The sequence below is a fragment of the Tunturiibacter gelidiferens genome (assembly GCF_051013345.1).
Lineage (GTDB): Bacteria > Acidobacteriota > Terriglobia > Terriglobales > Acidobacteriaceae > Edaphobacter > Edaphobacter gelidiferens_A.
Map to the genome: position 1 here is coordinate 6,291,514 of NZ_CP132939.1, position 19,810 is coordinate 6,311,323.

Annotated in this window: 21 protein-coding genes and 3 pseudogenes; 10 read left to right on the forward strand and 14 right to left on the reverse strand. The window is 59.0% G+C overall.

Annotated features, from left to right (window positions below):
- The first annotated feature begins 67 nt into the window (after window positions 1–67).
- Window positions 68–244: a hypothetical protein gene (locus RBB80_RS31870; protein ID WP_433966104.1), complete on the forward strand. Its 177-nt coding sequence runs from the start codon at window positions 68–70 to the stop codon at window positions 242–244.
- On the opposite strand, the gene glyS is transcribed toward RBB80_RS31870, so the two are convergent.
- Window positions 241–2,352: a glycine--tRNA ligase subunit beta gene (gene glyS, locus RBB80_RS31875; RefSeq protein ID WP_433969991.1), complete on the reverse strand. Its 2,112-nt coding sequence runs from the start codon at window positions 2,350–2,352 to the stop codon at window positions 241–243. The two genes, RBB80_RS31870 and glyS, sit on opposite strands and share 4 nt — an antisense overlap.
- A gap of 118 nt (window positions 2,353–2,470) precedes the next feature.
- Window positions 2,471–3,439, reverse strand: a complete 969-nt coding sequence (locus RBB80_RS31880; RefSeq protein WP_433966105.1) for a glycine--tRNA ligase subunit alpha — start codon at window positions 3,437–3,439, stop codon at window positions 2,471–2,473.
- A gap of 995 nt (window positions 3,440–4,434) precedes the next feature.
- On the opposite strand from RBB80_RS31880, the gene RBB80_RS31885 reads away from it, so the two are divergent.
- Complete coding sequence (locus RBB80_RS31885; protein ID WP_433966106.1) at window positions 4,435–6,090, forward strand: DUF6600 domain-containing protein; 1,656 nt, start codon at window positions 4,435–4,437, stop codon at window positions 6,088–6,090.
- Between the two features lie 82 nt (window positions 6,091–6,172).
- Here the strand turns inward: RBB80_RS31885 and RBB80_RS31890 are convergent, their stop codons facing one another.
- The 3 genes from RBB80_RS31890 to RBB80_RS31900 all read right to left on the reverse strand — a co-directional run bounded on the left by RBB80_RS31890 (window position 6,173) and on the right by RBB80_RS31900 (window position 7,744).
- Window positions 6,173–6,406 carry a hypothetical protein gene (locus RBB80_RS31890; RefSeq protein ID WP_433966107.1) on the reverse strand — a complete coding sequence of 78 codons (234 nt, stop codon included), beginning with the start codon at window positions 6,404–6,406 and terminating at the stop codon, window positions 6,173–6,175.
- 8 nt (window positions 6,407–6,414) lie between these two features.
- Entirely contained in the window at window positions 6,415–7,185 is a 771-nt protein-coding gene (locus RBB80_RS31895; RefSeq protein WP_433966108.1) for a hypothetical protein, read from the reverse strand.
- A 127-nt stretch (window positions 7,186–7,312) separates the two neighbouring features.
- Complete coding sequence (locus RBB80_RS31900; protein ID WP_433966109.1) at window positions 7,313–7,744, reverse strand: winged helix-turn-helix transcriptional regulator; 432 nt, start codon at window positions 7,742–7,744, stop codon at window positions 7,313–7,315.
- Between the two features lie 116 nt (window positions 7,745–7,860).
- Here RBB80_RS31900 and RBB80_RS31905 point away from each other — a divergent pair, with 116 nt between their 5' ends.
- The 5 genes and pseudogenes from RBB80_RS31905 (at window position 7,861) to RBB80_RS31925 (ending at window position 11,231) form a co-directional block, all read left to right on the forward strand.
- Window positions 7,861–8,637, forward strand: a complete 777-nt coding sequence (locus RBB80_RS31905) for an SDR family oxidoreductase (protein WP_433966110.1) — start codon at window positions 7,861–7,863, stop codon at window positions 8,635–8,637.
- 89 nt (window positions 8,638–8,726) lie between these two features.
- Entirely contained in the window at window positions 8,727–9,422 is a 696-nt protein-coding gene (locus RBB80_RS31910) for a hypothetical protein (protein WP_433966111.1), read from the forward strand.
- A gap of 167 nt (window positions 9,423–9,589) precedes the next feature.
- Window positions 9,590–9,787 (forward strand): annotated as a pseudogene (locus RBB80_RS31915) (IS30 family transposase); the annotation flags it as partial.
- A 215-nt stretch (window positions 9,788–10,002) separates the two neighbouring features.
- The gene (locus RBB80_RS31920) at window positions 10,003–10,701 is read left to right on the forward strand and encodes an IS30 family transposase (protein ID WP_433969718.1); all 699 of its coding nucleotides are present in this window, start codon (window positions 10,003–10,005) and stop codon (window positions 10,699–10,701) included.
- A 98-nt stretch (window positions 10,702–10,799) separates the two neighbouring features.
- Window positions 10,800–11,231: a hypothetical protein gene (locus RBB80_RS31925; protein WP_433966112.1), complete on the forward strand. Its 432-nt coding sequence runs from the start codon at window positions 10,800–10,802 to the stop codon at window positions 11,229–11,231.
- Window positions 11,232–11,300: 69 nt separating this feature from the next.
- On the opposite strand, the gene RBB80_RS31930 is transcribed toward RBB80_RS31925, so the two are convergent.
- Entirely contained in the window at window positions 11,301–12,029 is a 729-nt protein-coding gene (locus RBB80_RS31930) for a DUF2971 domain-containing protein (RefSeq protein WP_433966113.1), read from the reverse strand.
- A gap of 318 nt (window positions 12,030–12,347) precedes the next feature.
- Between RBB80_RS31930 and RBB80_RS31935 the strand changes: the two are divergent.
- Window positions 12,348–13,055 (forward strand): annotated as a pseudogene (locus tag RBB80_RS31935) (IS30 family transposase); the annotation flags it as partial.
- A 110-nt stretch (window positions 13,056–13,165) separates the two neighbouring features.
- Here the strand turns inward: RBB80_RS31935 and recO are convergent.
- Window positions 13,166–13,903 carry a DNA repair protein RecO gene (gene recO / locus RBB80_RS31940; RefSeq protein WP_433966114.1) on the reverse strand — a complete coding sequence of 246 codons (738 nt, stop codon included), beginning with the start codon at window positions 13,901–13,903 and terminating at the stop codon, window positions 13,166–13,168.
- 61 nt (window positions 13,904–13,964) lie between these two features.
- Window positions 13,965–14,789 carry an oxidoreductase gene (locus tag RBB80_RS31945; RefSeq protein ID WP_433966115.1) on the reverse strand — a complete coding sequence of 275 codons (825 nt, stop codon included), beginning with the start codon at window positions 14,787–14,789 and terminating at the stop codon, window positions 13,965–13,967.
- Between the two features lie 170 nt (window positions 14,790–14,959).
- Between RBB80_RS31945 and RBB80_RS31950 the strand changes: the two genes are divergently transcribed.
- A complete protein-coding gene (locus tag RBB80_RS31950; RefSeq protein ID WP_433966116.1) occupies window positions 14,960–15,322 on the forward strand; it encodes a hypothetical protein in 363 nt (120 codons plus the stop codon).
- A gap of 89 nt (window positions 15,323–15,411) precedes the next feature.
- Here RBB80_RS31950 and RBB80_RS31955 read toward each other — a convergent pair whose 3' ends face one another.
- The 3 genes and pseudogenes from RBB80_RS31955 to RBB80_RS31965 form a co-directional block, all read right to left on the reverse strand.
- Window positions 15,412–15,672: a 4Fe-4S dicluster domain-containing protein gene (locus tag RBB80_RS31955; RefSeq protein ID WP_179581765.1), complete on the reverse strand. Its 261-nt coding sequence runs from the start codon at window positions 15,670–15,672 to the stop codon at window positions 15,412–15,414.
- Window positions 15,673–15,826: 154 nt separating this feature from the next.
- Window positions 15,827–16,273 (reverse strand): NUDIX domain-containing protein, encoded by a 447-nt coding sequence (locus RBB80_RS31960; RefSeq protein WP_433966117.1) that lies wholly within the window; start codon window positions 16,271–16,273, stop codon window positions 15,827–15,829.
- Window position 16,274: 1 nt separating this feature from the next.
- A pseudogene (locus tag RBB80_RS31965) lies at window positions 16,275–17,158 on the reverse strand (inositol monophosphatase family protein).
- Window positions 17,159–17,251: 93 nt separating this feature from the next.
- Here RBB80_RS31965 and RBB80_RS31970 point away from each other — a divergent pair.
- On the forward strand, window positions 17,252–17,527 hold the full coding sequence (locus RBB80_RS31970) for a DUF4242 domain-containing protein (protein ID WP_433966118.1): 276 nt from the start codon (window positions 17,252–17,254) through the stop codon (window positions 17,525–17,527).
- Between the two features lie 3 nt (window positions 17,528–17,530).
- On the opposite strand, the gene RBB80_RS31975 is transcribed toward RBB80_RS31970, so the two are convergent.
- The 3 genes from RBB80_RS31975 to RBB80_RS31985 form a co-directional block, all read right to left on the reverse strand.
- Window positions 17,531–18,610, reverse strand: coding sequence for a VWA domain-containing protein (locus RBB80_RS31975; protein ID WP_433966119.1), 1,080 nt, complete (start codon window positions 18,608–18,610; stop codon window positions 17,531–17,533).
- Window positions 18,607–19,257 (reverse strand): molybdenum cofactor biosynthesis protein MoaE, encoded by a 651-nt coding sequence (locus RBB80_RS31980; RefSeq protein ID WP_433966120.1) that lies wholly within the window; start codon window positions 19,255–19,257, stop codon window positions 18,607–18,609. The genes RBB80_RS31975 and RBB80_RS31980 overlap by 4 nt, the downstream gene beginning before the upstream one ends.
- A 260-nt stretch (window positions 19,258–19,517) precedes the next feature.
- Window positions 19,518–19,757, reverse strand: coding sequence for a MoaD/ThiS family protein (locus RBB80_RS31985; RefSeq protein ID WP_433966121.1), 240 nt, complete (start codon window positions 19,755–19,757; stop codon window positions 19,518–19,520).
- Window positions 19,758–19,810 lie beyond the last annotated feature (53 nt).

Below are 19,810 nucleotides of genomic sequence, written 5' to 3' on the forward strand. Positions count from 1 at the left end.
AGAACCAAAGCAGCACCTGCACAAATGTTTGCCGGATGCTTAGCGACACATCGCCCAGGAAAACAAGATGAACTACATCGAATCGAAAGACATAGCACCAACCTTCCAATCCAACTCTCGCGCTGAAGATGGCCTGCTCTGCCGCAGCCGCTGGAACAGCCTCTGCGAAGGCGTCCTCATCCCACTGGCCTCCCTCTTCGCGGTCTTTCTCTTTATGCTCGGCGTCATGCTCATCACCACCTAGCCGGCAATCACAATCTCCGAAAAGTCAGCGATTCCGGAGAAATCCCCGAGCACCTTTTCGAGCAGCGCCAACCGGTTTGCCCGCACTGCCTTATCGGGCGCCATCACCATCACCGCCTCGAAGAACGCATCCACCTGCGGCCGCAGCGTAGCAATCTGCTCCAGCGCTGCCTTGTAGCTCTTCTCCGCCCGCAGCGTGTAAACGCGATCAGCCAACTCCGCCGACCGATCCGCCAGCGCTTTTTCTGTAGGCTCCGTCAGCAGCGCAGCGTTCATAGCAACTCCCGCCGCAATCCCCTTCTCCCTGGCCTGCGCAAGAATATTCTTCATCCGCTTGAACGCCGAAATCACAGCAACAAAGTCATCCGACCCACGCATCGCAGTAACAGCCTCCGCCCGGGCAACCGAATCCCGCACATCGCTTGCCCCAGCCGCCAACACCGCCTTCACGACGTCATAAGCCTGCCCGCGTGCCTCGCGCAGATAAAACTCTAGCCGCTCGACAAAAAATCCTCGCACCTTCGCAACCACCGCAGAATCGTAGCTACCCATCTCCGCGATCTCATCCAGCTTCAACGGCAGCGTCACCTTCGTCTCGGCCAGAATCTTCACAATCCCATTCGCCGCCCGTCGCAGCGCAAATGGATCCTTCGACCCCGTAGGCTCCAATCCCAACCCGAACATTCCCGCAATCGTATCCGTCTTATCTGCTATCGCCAGCAGCGCACCTTCCGTTGTCCGAGGTACGCCATCTTCCATCGACTCAGGCTTGTACTGGTCATAGATGGCATCTCCCACAGATGTAGGAAACTCCTGAGCCCGCGCATAGAGGCCGCCCACCACGCCCTGCAGTTCCGTAAACTCCTTCACCAGCTCTGCCGTGAGGTCCGCTTTCGCTAATCGCGCCGCGTCATCCAGTGCTAAAACATCCACTTCCAAGCCGCGTTCCACAACGCGTCCCGCAAGCGCGGCCGCAACCTTCCGTACTTTACCTGTCTTGACAGCATAACTTCCCAGGTCTTTCTGAAAGGTCACATTTTCGAGCAACATAAACCGCTCGTTTAGAGAGACTCGCTGATCAAACTCCCAGAAGAACCGAGCATCATTAAACCGCGCTCTCAGCACGCGCTCATTGCCATGCCGAATCACCGCAACCCCAGCCTCATCGGCCTCAGTATTCAGCACCGCCAGAAAATACGGAGCAAGCTTCCCGTCTCTTTCCTCCACTGCAAAGTAGTTCTGATGATCGCGCATCACCGTCACCAGAACCTCCTCCGGCAGCGCCAGATACTCTTTCTCAAACCCACCCAGCAGCACCGAAGGCCACTCCGTCAGCTGCGTCAGCTTGTCCACCAACTCATGGTCCTCACGCCACCGCAGCCCCGACCCCTGGGGATCACCAGCCCGCGTCACCTTATCCAAAGCCTTCCGAATCCGCTGCCTCCGCACCTCCACATTCGCAATCACATAGCCGCCCAGCAGCGCATCCTCATAGTCCGCAGGGGCCTTCAGCTCAATCGCCTGCTCCCCAAACAAAACCCGGTGCCCATACGTAACACCCCCAGCGACATATCCGCCGAACTCCACCGGGACCGTCTTCTCCCCCAGCATCGCCACCATCCACCGCACCGGCCTCACAAACCGCTCCGGCCTCCCCGCACGCCAGTACATATTCTTCGCCCAATAGATCCCCGCCAGTTCCTTCGGCATCTCCGCAGCAATCACCTCCGCCGCACCACGCCCCGCCTTCACCAAAGTCGCCGCAAGATACTCCCCCTTGGCATTCGTGATCGTCTTGAGCGCTGAGAGGTCCACGCCAGCCTTCTTCGCAAACGCCGCCGCCGCCGGAGTCGCCACCCCATCCTTGTAAGCCACCTTCACGGAAGGACCCACCAACTCCTCCGCCACATCCTCCTGCTGCTCTGCAACGCCTTCAACCCACACCGCCAGCCGTCGCGGCGTAGCAAAACTCTTCGTTACCGCACCCGACCGCACCAGCCGCTCGCGCTCCAGCATCTTCACCACGCGCTGCTCCAGCTCCGCCTGCGCTCCCGCAATCATCCGCGCCGGAACCTCTTCCAATCCAATCTCGAACAAAAACTCAGCCATCGTCCTCAACTCAAATCCCGCCGCAAAGGCGCATCGCACTCAAATCTGTACCTGAACCGAAACAAAACTGGACTCCCAACCATCGCCACCACATCAACGAAGATTGGGGAACGCAGACTCAACCCGCCACAACTTCCTCGTTCGCGCCAGCCAACGTCTCGCCCTGCGCCGCATACGCCTTCGCCACTCCCACCACCAGCGTCCGAATCCGCGCCATCACACCAACCCGCTCGGTCACAGAGATCGCACCGCGAGCATCCAGCAGATTGAACAGATGCGAGCACTTCAACGCCAGCTCATAGGCCCCCATCACCGGAAACCGCTTCAGCTTCAACTCATCCATCTCGCCAAAGTCCTTCACCTGCGCGAGCAGCCCCAAACACTCACTCTCATACAAATTCAAATGCTCCCAGAGCTTCCCCACATCCGCATAGTCGAAGCTGTAAGCCGAAAACTGCTCCTCCTCGGCCAGCCGCATCTCTCCATAGGTCACCTTGCGCCCGGTATCCGGCTCCACCGCCCACACAATGTCGTAGATCGAATCCACATCCTGCAGGAACCCAGCGATCCGCTCCAGCCCATACGTAATCTCTCCACAGATCGGATCCAGATCCATTCCGCCGCACTGCTGAAAGTAAGTGAACTGCGTAATCTCCAGCCCATCCAGCATCACCTGCCAGCCCACGCCCCAGGCGCCGCCCACCGGCCACTCCCAGTTGTCCTCTTCGAACTTGATGTCATGTTCCTTCAGATCTATCCCAATCGCCGCCAGTGACTCGAGATACATCTCCTGAATCCTCACCGGTGGCGGCTTCAGAATCACCTGCAGCTGCGTATGACGAAACAGCCGATTCGGATTCTCTCCATACCGGCCATCCGCCGGCCTCCGCGAGGGCTGCGCATACGCAATGCGCACCGGCTTCGGACCCAGCACCCGCAGAAACGTATCCGGAGACATCGTCCCCGCACCAACCTCAACATCGTAAGGCTGCTGCAGCACGCAACCCCGATCCGCCCAAAAACGCTGCAGCGTAAACAAAAGCTCCTGAAACGTCAGCGCACGCTTCTTTCCAGCTATCTCAGTCATGCATCTCTCTTCACAAACGGCAATCATTCGATTCTAAACGGAACCAATGGCCCAGCCTCAAGATACCCACGCAACCCGACATCTTGCCCGAATCACACCTCGCAAACAACTCCTGCGTCTTTCTTCCCCCTCCCGGCGACCTTTCCCTCTATGATGACCGGGGCTGCACGAACACAAATTCAGCCTTTGCCAACACCATCCGGGAAAAGCCGGGTTCATACAACCTAGTACCGAGGAACGACCATGAAAACCCCACTCACACCCACCGCCATCAGGGGCTTCTTTAAGAAGAGCATCATCGCCTCATTCGCCTTCTCCCTCCTCAACACCCTCCCCCTGCACGCCCAGAGCTATCCCCAGGACGCAGATCCGCCGGAGCGCGTCGCCCGCCTCAGCATCCTTCAAGGCAACGTCTCCCTCCAGCCCGCCCGCGTCGATCAGTTCAGTCAGGCCGAGCCCAACTATCCCCTCACCAACGGCGACCGCATCTACGTCGACAACTCCAGCTTCGCCGAACTCCAAAGCGATGCCCTCGCCATCCGCATGGGTCTCGGCGCCGACCTCTCCCTCACCAGCATGACCGACCAGGTCGCCCAACTCGGCCTTGCCCAGGGCTCAATCCACATCCGCAGCTGGAACCTCCAGAACGGTGCCACCATCGAAATTGACACCCCCAACGGCACCATCACCATCGTCCGGCCAGGCGACGTACGCATCGACAGCTACCCCCAGGACGACACCACCGTCGTCACCGTTAACTCCGGAGAGGCCGAAGCCACTGGCCCCAATCTCTCTCAAGCCATCAATCCCGGCCAGGCCCTCCGCCTCACCGGTTCCAACCCCATCTACGTCGAATACGTTGAACTCGCCCCAGGCGACAACCTCGACCGCTTCGATCAGGATCGCGACCGCCGCCAGACGGCTGACCGCGCCGCCCAGCAGCAGTATGTCAACCCCGACATGATCGGATACAGCGACCTTCAAGAGTACGGCGAATGGTCCTCTCAATCGGACTACGGTCAGGTCTGGTATCCCCGCAACGTCGACGCCGGCTGGACCCCTACCACAACGGTCACTGGGCCTGGATCGCCCCCTGGGGCTGGACCTGGGTTGAAGCCGAGCCCTGGGGATTCGCGCCCTTCCACTACGGCCGCTGGGCCAGCTTCAACGGACGCTGGGGATGGATCCCCGGACCCACCATCGTCCGCCCGGTCTACTCTCCCGCACTCGTAGCCTTCGTCGGAGGATCCAGCCTCTCCATTAGCGTTGGCAACGGGGGAGGCCTCGCCGCATGGTTCCCACTCGGTCCCCGCGAAACCTACGTTCCCTGGTATCACGCGAGCCCCGGCTACGTGAACCGCGTCAACGTCACCAACATCTATAGCCGCAACGACACCGAGATCCGCAACATCTACAACAACCGCACCAGCAACACCTACATCAACAACACAACCGTCAACAACATTACCTACGTCAACCGCACCGTCGCCACCACCGTCGTTCCCCAGCGCGCCTTCGCTGCCGGACGCCCGGTAGCGTCATCAGCCGTCCACGTAGATCCGAAGCAGCTCGTCCAGGCCCAGGTCATGCCTCACCCCATGATCACGCCCACCCACGAGATTGTGGCTCCGGTGCACGCCCGGGCCGTTCCCGTCAACCTCGCACGGCCCGTCCTGCAAACCCGCACCGGCCTCGCGCAGGCTGTACCCGGAGCGCAGGCCCACCCCGTCCCAGTCCATACCCTCACGCCGCAACAGCAGCAGGCAGTCAAACTTCAACCTCTGCCCGGCGGCCAGAAACCGATCCAGCAGCCCGCACCCGCACCCGTTCAACGACAAGCAATCGTAGAACGACCCACCCCCACTCCAAACCAGCCCGCGCGCCCCGTTCCAGCACAACCCGTCCAGCCAACAGCCCAGTCCAATCCGGCACGGCCTCAACCGGTAGCTCCCATCAACCAACCAAAGCCCGAGCCTCCGGTGCAAGTGGCCCAACCAAAACCGCAGCCCCCATCTCCTGTCATCCAACCAAAACCGCAGCAACCGGTTCCCGTCAACCAGCCAAGGCCCGAACCTCCGGCGCAAGCCGCTCAACCAAAGCCGCAGCCGCCGTCTCCTGTCATCCAGCCGAAGCCGCAACCCGTGGCTCCCATCAACCAACCAAAGCCCGAACCTCCAGCGCAAGCAGCACAACCTAGACCACAGCCGCCAGCTCCGGTTAGCCAGCCAAGACCTCAACCTACCGCTCCGGTCAACCAGCCAAGGCCCGAACCTCCAGCGCAAGCAGCACAACCTAGACCACAGCCGCCAGCTCCGGTTAGCCAGCCAAGACCTCAACCTACCGCTCCGGTCAACCAGCCAAGGCCCGAACCTCCAGCGCAAGCGGCACAGCCAAAGCCGCAGCCACGCCCCGTCGATCAACCTCGTCCGCTCATCAACCGAAGCGAGCCCCCGCCCGCGCAACCCACCTTCGTCCAGCAGCGACAGGCCATCCAGAAGACCGATCCCGGCCGGCCTCTTGGTCCGCAGCAGGTCGAAAATCTCCGCAACGGACGACCAGCCGGTCCACATGAGCAGCCCGAGCCTATTCCTCATCCAGTCGCCCATCCCCCACAACCCAAACCAGAGTCGAAGCAGCCGCCTCCCAAATAGGCACCACTCTCCTTCAAACCTACCCCGCACCACCTCAAGAGGTGCGGGGTAGGTTTACATCGGCCTCATCGCCTTCACGACATCACTGCGGCGGCGTCAGAATATGATGCGTCCCCACCTCCGGGGCTAATGCAGGATCCGTATGTACCGTCGTCGGATCGGCCAGCACCTTCGCATCCTGCACAGGTACCGAGATCCCCGTCGAGCGAATAAACGCCTTACTCTTATCGATAGCCACCACCAGCTCGTGTTGTCCCACCGTCGAGTTGTACGGTCGAGGAAACTCCAGGATGTAGCGTCCTCTCACCAGTTCCATAAACCCTTTCAACCTCTTCGCCACATCACTTCTGTTCGCCGAAAACACCAACCCCCACTCAACTCACAGATCGAACGAAAGGGATCTTCTAATGCGTTGCCCACGCTGGGGGATCCAACCGGAAGCCAGGGCACATACGTCATGCCAAAGACCGCAACCGCATTAGCCTGCGCAAACACCCTCACCTCGTTCCATCGATGCTTGCTTCCCTTATCCTTCCCATCGGTTACCGCAAGAATCACTCGCCGGCCAGGAAGCGCCGACAGTTGATGGGTAGCGAAGGCCAGCGCGTCCCATAGCTGCACCTGCTGTTCGCACTTCGACCCTTGTTTATCGCGCCTCCGGTCGACCCATGACTGTAGCGCTTCATGGACCAACTTCTTCAAATGCGCCTGGTCGGCCGGCACGTCACTCACATAGCGAGTAAGCTCGCAATCCAGCCCGTAGACCGAGACATGATCCTGGGCACGCAGAGACAACGGCGAAAGCCCCGCAATCGCATCCTCAAGCTTCGACGATAACTCCGCCTCCGCCCCACTCATATCCAGCAAAATCGCAAGAGAGATCGGATCATCCCCCTCCAGACGAACATGCGACACGCGGAACGGCGGTCCTCCGTCAAAGCTCACGCTGAACCTGTTCGGCGCGATCGGCGCAATCTTCTTCCGATCCTCCCCCAGCACCAGCACTGGGATCTGAATCGTATTCGCATAAACATGCAACGTTGGTATATCCGCATCCTGTGCCCTGACCGGCAAGCCCTGTCCCCACCCCGCCATCCACAAAGTCCAGACGAATATCCAGACACACACTTTTGCAAACCGGCCCACCGTACCCCACCCAAACGCGAACCCACCCGCTCTCGTCATCCCAGCAGTATGCCAGAACTTAGTTGGCAACAATCATCTATACGGAATCCTGTCGTTTGACCGCGTCTTTCTCGAACGCGACCCGCGCCCGCTCGATCTCCTCACCATGTTTCTCCGCCCACATCCACACCCCGCAAAACGCCGCCCCAAGGCTCGAACCAAGCGACGTCAACTCATACTCCACTCGCGGCGGAATCACAGGATGCACCTTCCGCGTTACCAGCCCGTCTCTCTCCATCTGCCGCACCGTCTTGGTCAGCATCTTCTGGCTCACACCGCCCACCAACTCACCCAGCCGCGTGAACCGCACCACGCCATGCTCCTCCAAAACCTCCAGCACCAGCATCGTCCACTTGTCCGCCACGCGTGCAATAATCTCTCGCACCAGCGCCTCGACCTTCGGATCGTTCTCTGCCGCATACTTCACCCTCTCCTTCGTCGCCGACTTCCGAACGGGTCTCTTAACCATAACCTTCATTTTTCCCATAAATTTTGCCACTCTCCTTAAGGTAAGTATAGATATTTCAGGTGCCTACTTCCCAATAGATACAGACAATCACTATTAATTCAGGAGAACTCAACACCATGAATACCACTGGAAACACGATCCTCATCACCGGCGGCGGCTCCGGAATCGGCCGCGGCCTGGCAGAGGCCTTTCACAAACTCGGCAACCACGTCATCATCGCCGGCCGCCGCAAACAAGTCCTCGACGAAACCGTCGCCGCCAACCCCGGCATGTCCTCCGCCGTACTCGACATCGAAAACGCCGCCAGCATTCGCGCCTTCGCCACAAAACTCATCGCCGACTTCCCCGCCCTCAACGCCGTCATCCACAACGCCGGCATCATGCGCCCCGAAAACCTTCTCGCTCAACCAGAAGACCTCCCCGACGCCGAGGCCATCATCACCACCAACCTCCTCGGCCCCATCCGCCTCACCGCAGCTCTGCTCCCTCACCTTCAAAAGCAACCCAACGCCGCCATCCTCACCGTCTCCTCCGGCCTCGCCTTCATCCCCTTGGCGATGACGCCCACCTACAACGCCACCAAGGCCGCGATTCACTCCTACACCCAGGCCCTGCGCTATCAACTCAAATCGACCAACATTCAAGTCATCGAACTAATCCCACCCTACGTCCAGACCGAGCTTATGGGCAGCCAGCAAGCCTCAGACCCCCGCGCCATGCCACTCGCCGATTACCTCAACGAAACCATCGAAATCCTCAAAACCCAACCGGACGTCACCGAAGTCCTCGTCGAACGCGTCAAGCCCCTCCGCTTCTCCGAACAAAACGGCCCCGAAAAATACACCGCCTTCTTCAAGCAGTTCAACGACGCCATGGCTGCAAACCCCCACTAACCCGCCGTCACTAAACAATCCCCACGAAGGGTCGGTGTACCATCATCTCGTCTCTCACACCGAACCCTTCCCCGAAAGGCACCATCCTCTTGCCCAGAAGATCGCTCGCAGCCCTCCTCGCCACGCTCCTCACCACCACCGCCTTCGCCTTTCAAAACAACCTGCCCAGCGACTACAAGGGCACGCCCTACCACGACGACCGCCGCAAAAACGCGCCGCAGTCCATCCCGGGCAAAGTCGAGTGCGCCTTCTACGACAGCGGCGGCGAAGGAATCGCCTACCACGACACCGACCCCGTCAACCACGGCTCCGGCGAACTCAACCCCGCCGACGGCTCCTACCTCCACGAGTTCCGCATCCACGAGGGCGTCGACACCTCCTACACCAAGTTCCACTCGACGCCCGACCCCACCGACAACAGCCCGTACTCCCTCGTCCTGCCGCCCGAAGACCAACTCTACGTCGGCTGGACCGAGCCCGGCGAGTGGTTCAACATCACCGTCGAAGTCGCCCACGCCGGCCTCTACCCCGCCGATCTCCTCTACACCTCCAACCGCGGAGGAACCATCTCCATCGACCTCAACGGCAAACCCGCCACCGGCCCCCTCACCATCCAATCCACCTTCAACAAAGCCGACCCACTAGCCTGGCGCCAATGGCACCACTGGAACCTCGCCCCAAACCTCGTCAAACTCAACCTACCCGCCGGCAAAAGCCTCCTCACCATCCACATCCTCACCGGAGGCAACATGAACCTAGCCTGGCTCAACTTCAAACAACCCTGATCAAAACCGCAAAATGGCCACTGCGCAGCAATGCAATCGAACTTTCCGATAAGTCAGGCGGTCTCAACCGGTCGGTGCAACACCATCTGATATGAATTCATTTTCTAAAGGTGGTGTTTATGGCACAAGGAAAACGGAACAGGCTTTCCACTGAGCAGCGGACGGAGATGTGGCGCCGCTGGAAGTCGGGCGAGTCGTTGCATGAGATTGGGCGTGCCTTCGGTAAGGGGCATGGTTCCATTCGGTTCCTGTTGACGCAGCGCGGCGGGATCGTTCCTGCTGCTCGTCGGCGCTCACCGCGAACGTTGACGCTGGCCGAGCGGGAAGACATCTCACGTGGAATTGCATCCGGTTCGTCGATTCGGGAGATAGCCAGCGGGTTGCAACGGGCTGTGTCGACAGTGAGCCGGGAGGTGGTGCGTCATGGCGGGCGGCCACTCTATCGAGCCAGTGAAGCCGATCGTCAGGCCTGGGAGTCGGCTCTGCGACCCAAGGTGTGCCTTCTTGCCATCGAAGAGAAGTTGCGGACGATCGTGGCCAGTAAACTGATCCTGGACTGGTCGCCGGAACAGATTTCGAAATGGCTGAAGGTCCACTATCCCAGCAACGAGAGCATGCGTGTGTCCCACGAAACCATCTACCGCAGCTTATTCATCCAGGCCCGCGGAGTGCTGAAAAAGAGCTGGTTGAGCACCTCAGGTCCAAGCGGCTTATACGTCGCTCACGGCACTCGCGCGCTGCGGGACAGTCTCGAGGTCAGATCGTCGATGCCATCTCTATTAGCGAAAGACCTGCCGAGGTTGAAGACCGCGCTATTCCCGGTCATTGGGAGGGCGATCTGCTCGCAGGCAGCAAAAACAGTCATATCGCAACCCTGGTGGAACGACATTCGTGTTTCACCATGCTGGTCAAAGTGCCCAGCAAAGACACAACGACGGTCGTCGCCGCGCTGAGCAAGCACGTGCTCAAACTGCCCTCCACCCTGCGGCGCTCCTTGACCTGGGACCGGGGGCACGAGATGGCCAAACACAAGAGCTTCACGGTAGACACGAATGTAAAGGTCTACTTCTGTGATCCGCAGAGCCCCTGGCAGCGCGGCACCAATGAAAATACCAACGGACTATTAAGACAGTACTTCCCCAAGAAGACCGACTTGTCCGTCCACTCTCAAGCCGATCTCAACAAGGTAGCCCTGCGCCTCAATCAACGCCCGCGAAAGACCTTGGGCTTTGAAACTCCGGCGAGTAAACTGCAAGCCAGTGTTGCATCGACCGGTTGAGCCCGCCTGACTTTGCGGGAGTTGCGTCTCGCGTTCCCTTGATACGGCTCGGTCTATAGGGGGCCCACGGCTATATTGATCAGATGACAGGACAGAAGTTGACGATAATTGGTGTGTATCAGCCGCAGATCAGCGCGGAGACTTGGCAAGAGCAATTTCAAGTGACCAACGATGAGGCATATACGAGGGAACACTTCGAAAAGCTCGTGTTGATCGAGGCATTGGTCGAGGGTTTAGACGGGCCCTTTCAAATGGGCGCGTTTGGACAAATGCAGGCCGAGTTTCCCGATGATCCGAAGCGCATGCAAGTGGGGTACGACGAGGGTCTACTCTCGATTGACGGCGAGACGCTGATCCAGCGAAAGATGAACTGCGTTCACGGAACGGGACCGCTCAGGTTCGCGGCCTACTTACATCTGTATGATCCGCAGCGACCGTTGAGGTGGCAGGGTGGTGAGGCGACATGCCCACCCGCCCAGGAGATGCCTGTACGGCTACTCCTACTCATGCCGTATAACGCTTGTAGCTGAGACTAGAGCCACGGTTGAACTAACCAAAACGGCTCCATTGCATCAGCAAGCCGCACTACCTCGCAACTGCTACCAATCGCGATATGGGGTGTCTGACAGTAGAATCTGCTCATCAGAAAGTCCGGTCAACCTCTTGATGCTTTCTCGATTCTTCCTCTGATGTGGACTGGGACCAACGATGATGTTGTGGATTGCGGGAACTATTGAGGGTTGGAAATCGAGTTCGCGATAAGGGACAACCATCGACCCGCGAGTCCTGAACTTCATCGGCTGTGGGGCAACATGGTCAAATAGCATGATGCGCCACTCCTTCTCTTCAACGAAGGCCGGGTGTTTCGTGTTCGCCGCAAAGAACGAAACATTCTTACTCAGTGACTGATGCCTATCATCCCCAATGGAGGATCGCCCTCCAAGAAAGCCTTCAATCACACTGTCGAGATGGGCTTCGGCTTCGGGTCCTACATAAATGACGGGAAGGAGCATGGCCCCGCCATGCGCTCTTTCAGGAGCTGATAAGTACCAACGCGCAGTGAATGCACTACAGCACCGTTTTAACGTGTCAATATTGAATCCAATGGAGACTCCACGGCCCTGAGAATATCCCCTCCATTGGCTCAACCGATTGCCACCATCCGCAGAAAAGCACACAGCAAAGACCTCTGTTTGTTCAGGGTCTTCTGTTGCTTGCAGCACCTCGGACAGCCACTCTCGATTGGGGCCATGCTCATTTTTGAGGCGTAATTCCGCTGTCTCGCGCAAACGATCCCACAGAACATTCTGCTCACTAGTGTCGTTCATGTAACGGATGTGGGTTGCCCAAAGGGCGCTATGTTGCACAATCGAGAGCAGTGCATCCAGCGTGGTGTAGTGGTAGATAACGGGGTCTAGCATCCACTCCGGGACCGTCGGCTGTTCCGTGCTCATCTACGACCTTTCGAGCTGAATTGAGTACAACGGAATTATAGGGTTCGGCCCGTTGGCAAGGGAGCACAGGAATCGTTGGGCTTTTGTGTGAATGTACTTCGCTGGCTGCGTTCGAACTTGACGGGAAGCAACAGGTTTGTCACATGAGTGCGCGGACGCTATCTTTCAGTGAACTTTCTCAGGATCGAAGAGAAGTTGCGGACGATCGTGGCCAGTAAACTGATCCTGGACTGGTCGCCGGAACAGATTTCGAAATCTCTACCGCAGCTTATTCATCCAGGCCCGCGGAGTACTGAAAAAGAGCTGGTTGAGCACCTCAGGTCCAAGCGGCTTATACGTCGCTCACGGCACTCGCGCGCTGCGGGACAGTCTCGAGGTCAGATCGTCGATGCCATCTCTATTCGCCAAAGACCTGCCGAGGTTGAAGACCGCGCTATTCCCGGTCATTGGGAGGGGGACCTGCTCGCAGGCAGCAAAAATAGTCATATCGCAACCCTGGTGGAACGACACTCGCGTTTCACCATGCTCATCATAGTGCCCAGCAAAGACACTACGACGGTCGTCGCCGCGCTGAGCAAGCACGTGCTCAAACTCCCTGCGACGCTGCGGCGCTCCTTGACCTGGGACCGAGGCCACGAGATGGCCAAACACAAGAGCTTCACGGTAGACACGAATGTAAAGGTCTACTTCTGTGATCCGCAGAGCCCCTGGCAGCGCGGCACCAATGAAAATACCAACGGCCTACTAAGGCAGTACTTCCCCAAGAAGACCGACTTGTCCGTCTACTCTCAAGCCGATCTCAACAAGGTAGCCCTGCGCCTCAATCAACGCCCGCGACAAACTTTGGGCTTTGAAACTCCGGCGAGTAAACTGCAAGCCAGTGTTGCATCGACCGGTTGAGCCCGCCGGGATTTTCGGAAACGTCATGGTCAGACAGCCGGGTGCCCCATATCTCGATTCTGAGATGTGGGCATTCGCGCCACGCGCGAACCGCCTTCCCTAACTAACTCTTAAGCTCGCCCCAAAGCCCTCGCACTCACCAATCTCCTTTCCAGATGCCTCTCCAGCGTCTCCACCGCAAACCTCCGCAGATCCACCGCCCGCCCCTTAGGCCAATCCTCCTTCGCCAGCTCCCCCACGGTCCCGCGAAAGATCCTAACCGCCTCCCCCACCGAAACCGCCGACAGCGCCACACTCCCCGGCCGCCGGTCATCCTCGCAGGTCACCCCATCGCTCGTCGCCGAATACCAAACTGTCCCCCCGCGCAGATCCAGGCCACAAACAACACAATGCCCCAGCTCCGGCATCCACCCCATCAGCCTGCTCATCCACAACGAAAAGTAAGTCACCGGCATCCACACCCTTCCCACCTGTATCTGGTCGAGCACCGCCAGCACCAGCCGAAACACCGCATCCTCAGGAGCCTGCTCCGGCAGTGCCTCCTCCACCACCTCCGCAACAAACTGCAGAGCCGCCGTCCGCGCATAATCAATCGGCCGCGACAGGGGCGAACTCAAAATCTCAAACGCATCCAGCCGCACCAGCTCCTGCTTAGGCCTCTCCGCATACGTCGCCCGCACATAGGTCATCGGCTCCAGAGCCCCGCCAAACCGCCGCCGCGACCGCATCGCATGACGGGCCACCCCCTTCACCCGCCCCTGCTCCCGCGTAAACAGGCTCACCAGCAGATCAGCCTCCTGGAACGGCCACACCCGCAACACGATCGCCTCTCCCTGCCGCTCTGTCATCCCTCCAAGACTAATCCACGCGCAACATCCGTCGCGCCCATCCATGCGCACAACCTGATCTCTAGAAGTCAGTCGAGACGCTGAGATCCTTCCATCTCCTATCGGACTCAAGCGTCGAAAGAGCGCTCTTCTCAGCCGCCGCATAGCAATCGCTTCCCAGCAAAAGCCGCAACGGAGGCTCCGGCAGCGACACAAGCTGCAAAAGAGCCTTAGCCGCCTTCGCCGGATCACCCGGCTGCTTCCCGCTGTACTCTCGCTGAAACCGCACCGTAGCCCCAACGGTGGAGTCATACTCCACGCGACCCTCCCGAAGCTCAGTCGACGAACCCGCGAAGTCTGTGCGAAATCCACCCGGTTCCACAATCGTCACCTTCACTCCAAGCGGTCCAAGCTCTCGCGATAGCGACTCCGAAAACCCCTCCACCCCAAACTTCGCCGCCGCGTACGGCGCACGCCCAACGGGTCCGAGCCGTCCAGCGATCGAAGTCACCTGAACGATATGTCCAGCCCTGCGCTCTCGAAAGTAAGGAATAACAGCCTTCGTCATGATGATCACGCCAAACAGATTCGTCTCGATCTGAGCACGAAACTCCTCGAGCGTCGTATCTTCCACCGGGCTCACATTCCCGTATCCCGCATTATTGACGAGCACATCCAGTCCCCCGAAGCTCTCCACCGCCGCATCCACAGCGCTCTTCGCCTGTGCCTCGCTCGTCACATCCAGAGAGACCGCACGAACCCGATCCCCATACTTCTCCCCGAGATCGGCAAGATGCGCCCGATTCCGCGCCGTCGCAACCACCCGATCCCCCGCTTCAAGCGCCGCTTCAACAAACGCGCGGCCAAGCCCTCGAGAACTCCCCGTAATCAACCAAACCTTCGACATAAAACCTCTCCGGACGGACAAATCGCCAGCTTCCCGAAATGCTCGCCCGTGTAATTGATTCAATTGACCGAATGAGGTTTCGAAAAAACCTGTGTTCCGGCCATGCGAGGTGTAGGATTGCGTTCGGCGAGCAAACCCTCAGCCGCCAGCAACACTCCTGGAGGAATAGCGTGAACACGACACAACGATTCTTTGTCGCAGCCGCAATGACGGTTTCCTTAATCGCAATGGCAGAAGAACCCGGGTCAAGCATCAAAGTCACTGGCTGGGTCATCGACTCAGCATGTGCGTACACCAAGGGTTTGAGCAAACCCATCGGAGTGGCGTGCGCGAAAGCCTGCGCCAAAAACGGTTCGCCTCTGGTCATTCTGCAGGATGACGGAACCATCTATCTGCCGATCGACAGCAACACACCCTCCGCATCGCAGAACACCAAACTACTGCCCTACGCCGGAGAGCACGTCACAATCACCGGCAAGGACTACGCAAGAAACGGCTCGCACGGCCTGGTCATCGACACCATCACAAGATGAGCGGCCAGCCTCATCTTCAACTGAACTGAGCCGCCAACCAAAGAAAAACGCGCAGCCCTGAAGCCGCGCGTCCATCACACCCACTAAACTTACCGCCCGAAGTGAGCCGCATTCTTCGTCTGATACTCCGCCCACTTCTCAGGCAGATCATCGCCGGCATAGATCGCCGACACCGGGCACACAGGCACGCACGCGCCACAGTCAATGCACTCCACCGGATCGATAAACAACTGCTCCGACTCGCCGAACCCGGACTCATCCTTCTTCGGATGGATACAGTCCACCGGGCAGGCATCCACGCAAGCCGAATCCTTCGTCCCGATGCACGGTTCCGCAATCACATAAGCCATCTCAAAAATCTCCCTTATTTACGTGTAAAGTCACGTCTAAATTCACCGTCTAAATTCGCCGCGCAAAAATAAGCTCGTACCCAGATTCTAGCAGCACAACCACACTCCTTCGCAACTCGCCGCCCAATGCAACTACGACCGCGTCAGGCTCGATTTACTTCACTACGCCGCTCTGTTCCCGCACCCGCTCCGCCAGGTTTTCGGGAAAGATTCTCTCCCGCGATTCCGCAATCTCATCTTCACTCCACCAGCGAATCTCCTTCATAATCTCCTTCTCATCAGCCGTAACTCCCATCAGTTGAGGCTCCTCGCGCCCACACCTCGCCCTGAAGAGAAAATCCGTATTGTCCTGCATCTCCCCTTGATGCAGAAACTGATTCCTGTCGCAATACACCGGCCCCGTCACCGCCAGCTCAAGCCCCAGCTCCTCCCTCACCTCGCGCGCCGCCGCCTCAGCCTCCGTCTCACCAGTCTCGATCTCTCCACCCGGCAAAGCCCAGAAGACAAACTCCCCATCCCCCCGCGGCACCACAAATCGAATAAGCAAAACCTCTCCAGCCTCATCAAACAACATCACCCGAGCCGTCCGCCTCTTCCGCACGCTACTTCCCCGCCATCCGCCTAGCCGCAAACTCCGCCGGTGTAGGAATCGCATCGATCTCCCGCCCCGCAAACATCTCCGTAAACAAATGCACAATCTCCTGCTTGATCAACCCATTCGTCGCCAACACCTCGCGACTATCCAGCGTGAACTTCCCTCCATCGAAGTGGGTCACCGTTCCCCCAGCCTCCTCCACCAGCAGATACCCAGCCGAAGTATCCCAGGGATTTAGATTGAACTCCCAAAATCCATCCAACCGCCCCGCCGCCACATAGGCCATATCCAACGCCGCACTCCCCGCCCGCCGCACCCCATGCGACCGCAGCGTGATCTCGTTATAAAAGTGAATGTTCGGGCTCTCATGCCTCTTCCTGCTCGGAAACCCCGTAGCCGTCAGCGACTCCTGCAACGAAGCCGTCTTCGACACCGAAATCTTCCGTCCATTCAGCCACGCGCCTTTACCCCGCTCCGCAGAAAACATCTCATCCCGCAGCGGATCGTAGATCACTCCAGCCATCATCTCGCCATCAGCATCCGCAGACAGCCCAGCCGAACGCCTCTCCAGCCCCAGCACCACGCAAAACGCCGGAAACCCATGCGCAAAGTTCGTCGTCCCATCCAGCGGATCGACATACCACCGGTACTCGCTCTCCAGCCCACTCCGCGTCCCCTCCTCGCCATACACCCCATGCGCTGGAAACGCCACCTTCAGCTTCTCCGTAATCAACTGCTCGCTCGCACGATCAGCCTCGGTCACCAGGTCCACATCGCCCTTGTACTCGGTCGCCACCCCTTCGCATAAAACCCACGCAGCAACGCCCCCGCCTGCCGTGCGATCCCTTCAGCAAGATGCGCAAACTCAAACTTCTTCACGGTAACCTCCATCGACCGCAGCTGTCTCCAGTGCTATCGTTGTCCTCCAGAGTATCCTGCGCCACGCCGAGCCTGCTCGAAACTCCACTCCTCTCGAGGTCAGTCATGCCCAAGTTTCTGATCGAACGCGATATCCCCGGCGCTGGTCAGTTCACACCCGAGCAACTCCTCGCCATCTCCAGGAGTTCCTGCTCCACTCTCCGCGGCATCGATCCCGAAGTGAAGTGGATCACCTCCTTCGTCACCGCCGACAAGATCTTCTGCATCTACATCGCCCCCGACGCAGAGGTGATCCGCCGCAACGCCTTCGAAGGCGGCTTCCCCGCCAACGTCATCACCCTCATCCAATCCACCATCGACCCCAGCTTCGCCGACGCATGATCCCTACCTCGCATCCGCATAGTACCCAGACCTGTAGCGAAGATCGTACTTCCCCTTCAACTCCGCATCCGTCAAACGCACCTTGATCTGCCGAAACGAACTATCCGGCCCCCGCTTCGGCGCATAGTACCCCAGCAGATACTGCGTCCTCAGATCATCCGACACATGCGCAAACGCCGGCTCCAGATCCTTCGGGTCCACCACGTAGTAGTACTTCCCGCCAGTATCTTCCGCCATCTGAATCAGCGCATGCTCCCCACCCGTATTCCTGCCCGCATCCGCATAGATCGGCACGATGATGATCGAGTACACCATCGCACCCGCCCTCTGCGCCTCCTCCAGCGCCTGGGTATAACGCGCCCCCTTCACCGTATCTCCACCATCAGTAATCAGCACAATCACGCGCCTCCGCCCATTCGCAGCCGAGGTCCCTGCAAGCCGATCCGACGCCAGGTAAATCGCGTCATACAACGCCGTAGCGTCTCCATGCTGAATCGCGTTCAACCCACTCTCAATCCTCTTCGGCTGATTCGTAAACGGCACAATCTCCCGCACCACATCCGAAAATTCCATCAGGTCCAGCTCATCCTGCTCCCGCAGCAGCGCCCGCACAAAGTGTTTCGCCGCCTCCTTCTCCAGCCGCTCACTGCTCAACACGGTCTCGCTCGCATCAATGGCAAGCACGATCGACAGCGGCGTCGTAGCCTCCTTCTCAAAAACAGCGATCTTCTGCAGCTTCCCATCCTCAAGGATCTCGAAGTCCTCCCGCCCCAATCCACCCACAGGCGACCCCTTCGCATCCACCACGTTCAACGCCACATTCACCAGCCGCGTCTCCACCTTGATCGTAGGAAACCCACCCGTTGGAGTTCCTGCAGAACCACCATTCGCGGAAGTGCCATTCGTCTTACCGCCAGACCCATTCGTCTGCGCATCAGCCACCGGCGGACTCTGCACATCATCCGGATCCTCAGGAGCCTGCGCCCCGACCGCAGGAGGAGGTTGCCGCACCACCGGAGCCTGCGAGAGCAGATCACCCTGCACCATCAGCAATCCAACCAGAGCCCCGACCAGCAATCTCACCGACCGCCTCCGCCTTCAACCTTCGCCAAAGAACCGTGTGCCCCATCCATCGCTTCTGATGTAGGGGCATCATGCGCAGCATGACCGCTCTTCTTCCCACCTCCCGAATTCAAAGCCTCAGAAAGATCCCCCTTCTCGCCGGGTGCCCCATGTCTCGATTCTGAGATGTGGGCATCGTCCAAAGGACGACCACCGTCCTCCCCATCCCTCAAACCCAACGCCACAGCCTCCGGAAACGGCTCCCCATCTGCCCAGATCGCCCCATCCACAAACTGCTCCTTCTTCCATATCGGCACCGTCTTCTTTAACGTATCGATCAGCCACCGGCAAGCATCGAACGCCGCACCCCGATGCGCCGAAGCCACCACAATCAGCACGCTCGTCTCGCCCACCATCAGCCGCCCCAGCCTGTGCACCAGCGCCACATCCCTCACGCCGAACCGCTCCACCGCCTCACCCGCCAGCCCGCGCATCTTCTCCAGCGCAATCTCCCGATAGGCCTCATAGTCGAGATACAGCGTCTTCCGTCCCCGCGTATTATCCCGTACGATTCCATCGAACACGCACACCGCGCCATCCGCGCCGCCCTTGATCTCTGCCGCAATCTCCGCCGCCTCAATCACATCATCTGTAATCTCAACCCGCATCGGCTTTCGTCTCCCAACCCTCACTGTCGCCTTTACCTGCTTTTGCTCTCGCCGTTGCCGTTGCTTCTGCCCTTGCCCTTGCATTTCTTGTTGTCATCCCCGAAGGGGATCTGCGGTTGCTTTTGCCGTTGCCTGTCCTTTTTGTTTGTCATCCCCTAAGGGGATCTGCGGTTGCTTTTGCCGTTGCCTCCTTTTGGTTGTCATCCCCGAAGGGGATCTGCGGTTGCAGTATCTTCCTCCTGCCCTCGCTCACCGCCTAATCAACCGCCACTCACCGGCGGCAACAAAGCCACCTCATCACCATCCTTCAACACATCCACGCCCCGCGCATACTCCTGATTCACCGCCACAGCCATCGAATCCCAAACTCCCGCAGCGCCCGCAGCACGCCCTCGGCAGACCGAAATCAAATCCGCCACAGAGGCCTTATCCGCCAGCTCCACGTCCTCACCACTCCCGCCAAAGACATCCTTCAGCACGCCAAAATAAAGAACTCGCACCCGCATATCCAATCAGAATACGCGAGCACGAGTCTTTGACGTCCAGCCAACCT

Bases quoted from the DNA above. Each gene is read 5' to 3' on its own strand.
- RBB80_RS31930 (WP_433966113.1), bottom strand. From the start codon at position 12,029: ATGAACGACACTAGTGAGCAGAATGTTCTGTGGGATCGTTTGCGCGAG.
- RBB80_RS31870 (WP_433966104.1), top strand. From the start codon at position 68: ATGAACTACATCGAATCGAAAGACATAGCACCAACCTTCCAATCCAAC.
- RBB80_RS31900 (WP_433966109.1), bottom strand. From the start codon at position 7,744: ATGGTTAAGAGACCCGTTCGGAAGTCGGCGACGAAGGAGAGGGTGAAG.
- RBB80_RS31905 (WP_433966110.1), top strand. From the start codon at position 7,861: ATGAATACCACTGGAAACACGATCCTCATCACCGGCGGCGGCTCCGGA.
- glyS (WP_433969991.1), bottom strand. From the start codon at position 2,352: ATGGCTGAGTTTTTGTTCGAGATTGGATTGGAAGAGGTTCCGGCGCGG.
- RBB80_RS31945 (WP_433966115.1), bottom strand. From the start codon at position 14,789: ATGTCGAAGGTTTGGTTGATTACGGGGAGTTCTCGAGGGCTTGGCCGC.
- RBB80_RS31955 (WP_179581765.1), bottom strand. From the start codon at position 15,672: ATGGCTTATGTGATTGCGGAACCGTGCATCGGGACGAAGGATTCGGCT.
- RBB80_RS31880 (WP_433966105.1), bottom strand. From the start codon at position 3,439: ATGACTGAGATAGCTGGAAAGAAGCGTGCGCTGACGTTTCAGGAGCTT.
- RBB80_RS31890 (WP_433966107.1), bottom strand. From the start codon at position 6,406: ATGGAACTGGTGAGAGGACGCTACATCCTGGAGTTTCCTCGACCGTAC.
- RBB80_RS31885 (WP_433966106.1), top strand. From the start codon at position 4,435: ATGGTCCTCTCAATCGGACTACGGTCAGGTCTGGTATCCCCGCAACGT.
- RBB80_RS31920 (WP_433969718.1), top strand. From the start codon at position 10,003: ATGGCTGAAGGTCCACTATCCCAGCAACGAGAGCATGCGTGTGTCCCA.
- RBB80_RS31895 (WP_433966108.1), bottom strand. From the start codon at position 7,185: ATGGCGGGGTGGGGACAGGGCTTGCCGGTCAGGGCACAGGATGCGGAT.
- recO (WP_433966114.1), bottom strand. From the start codon at position 13,903: ATGACAGAGCGGCAGGGAGAGGCGATCGTGTTGCGGGTGTGGCCGTTC.
- RBB80_RS31970 (WP_433966118.1), top strand. From the start codon at position 17,252: ATGCCCAAGTTTCTGATCGAACGCGATATCCCCGGCGCTGGTCAGTTC.
- RBB80_RS31980 (WP_433966120.1), bottom strand. From the start codon at position 19,257: ATGCGGGTTGAGATTACAGATGATGTGATTGAGGCGGCGGAGATTGCG.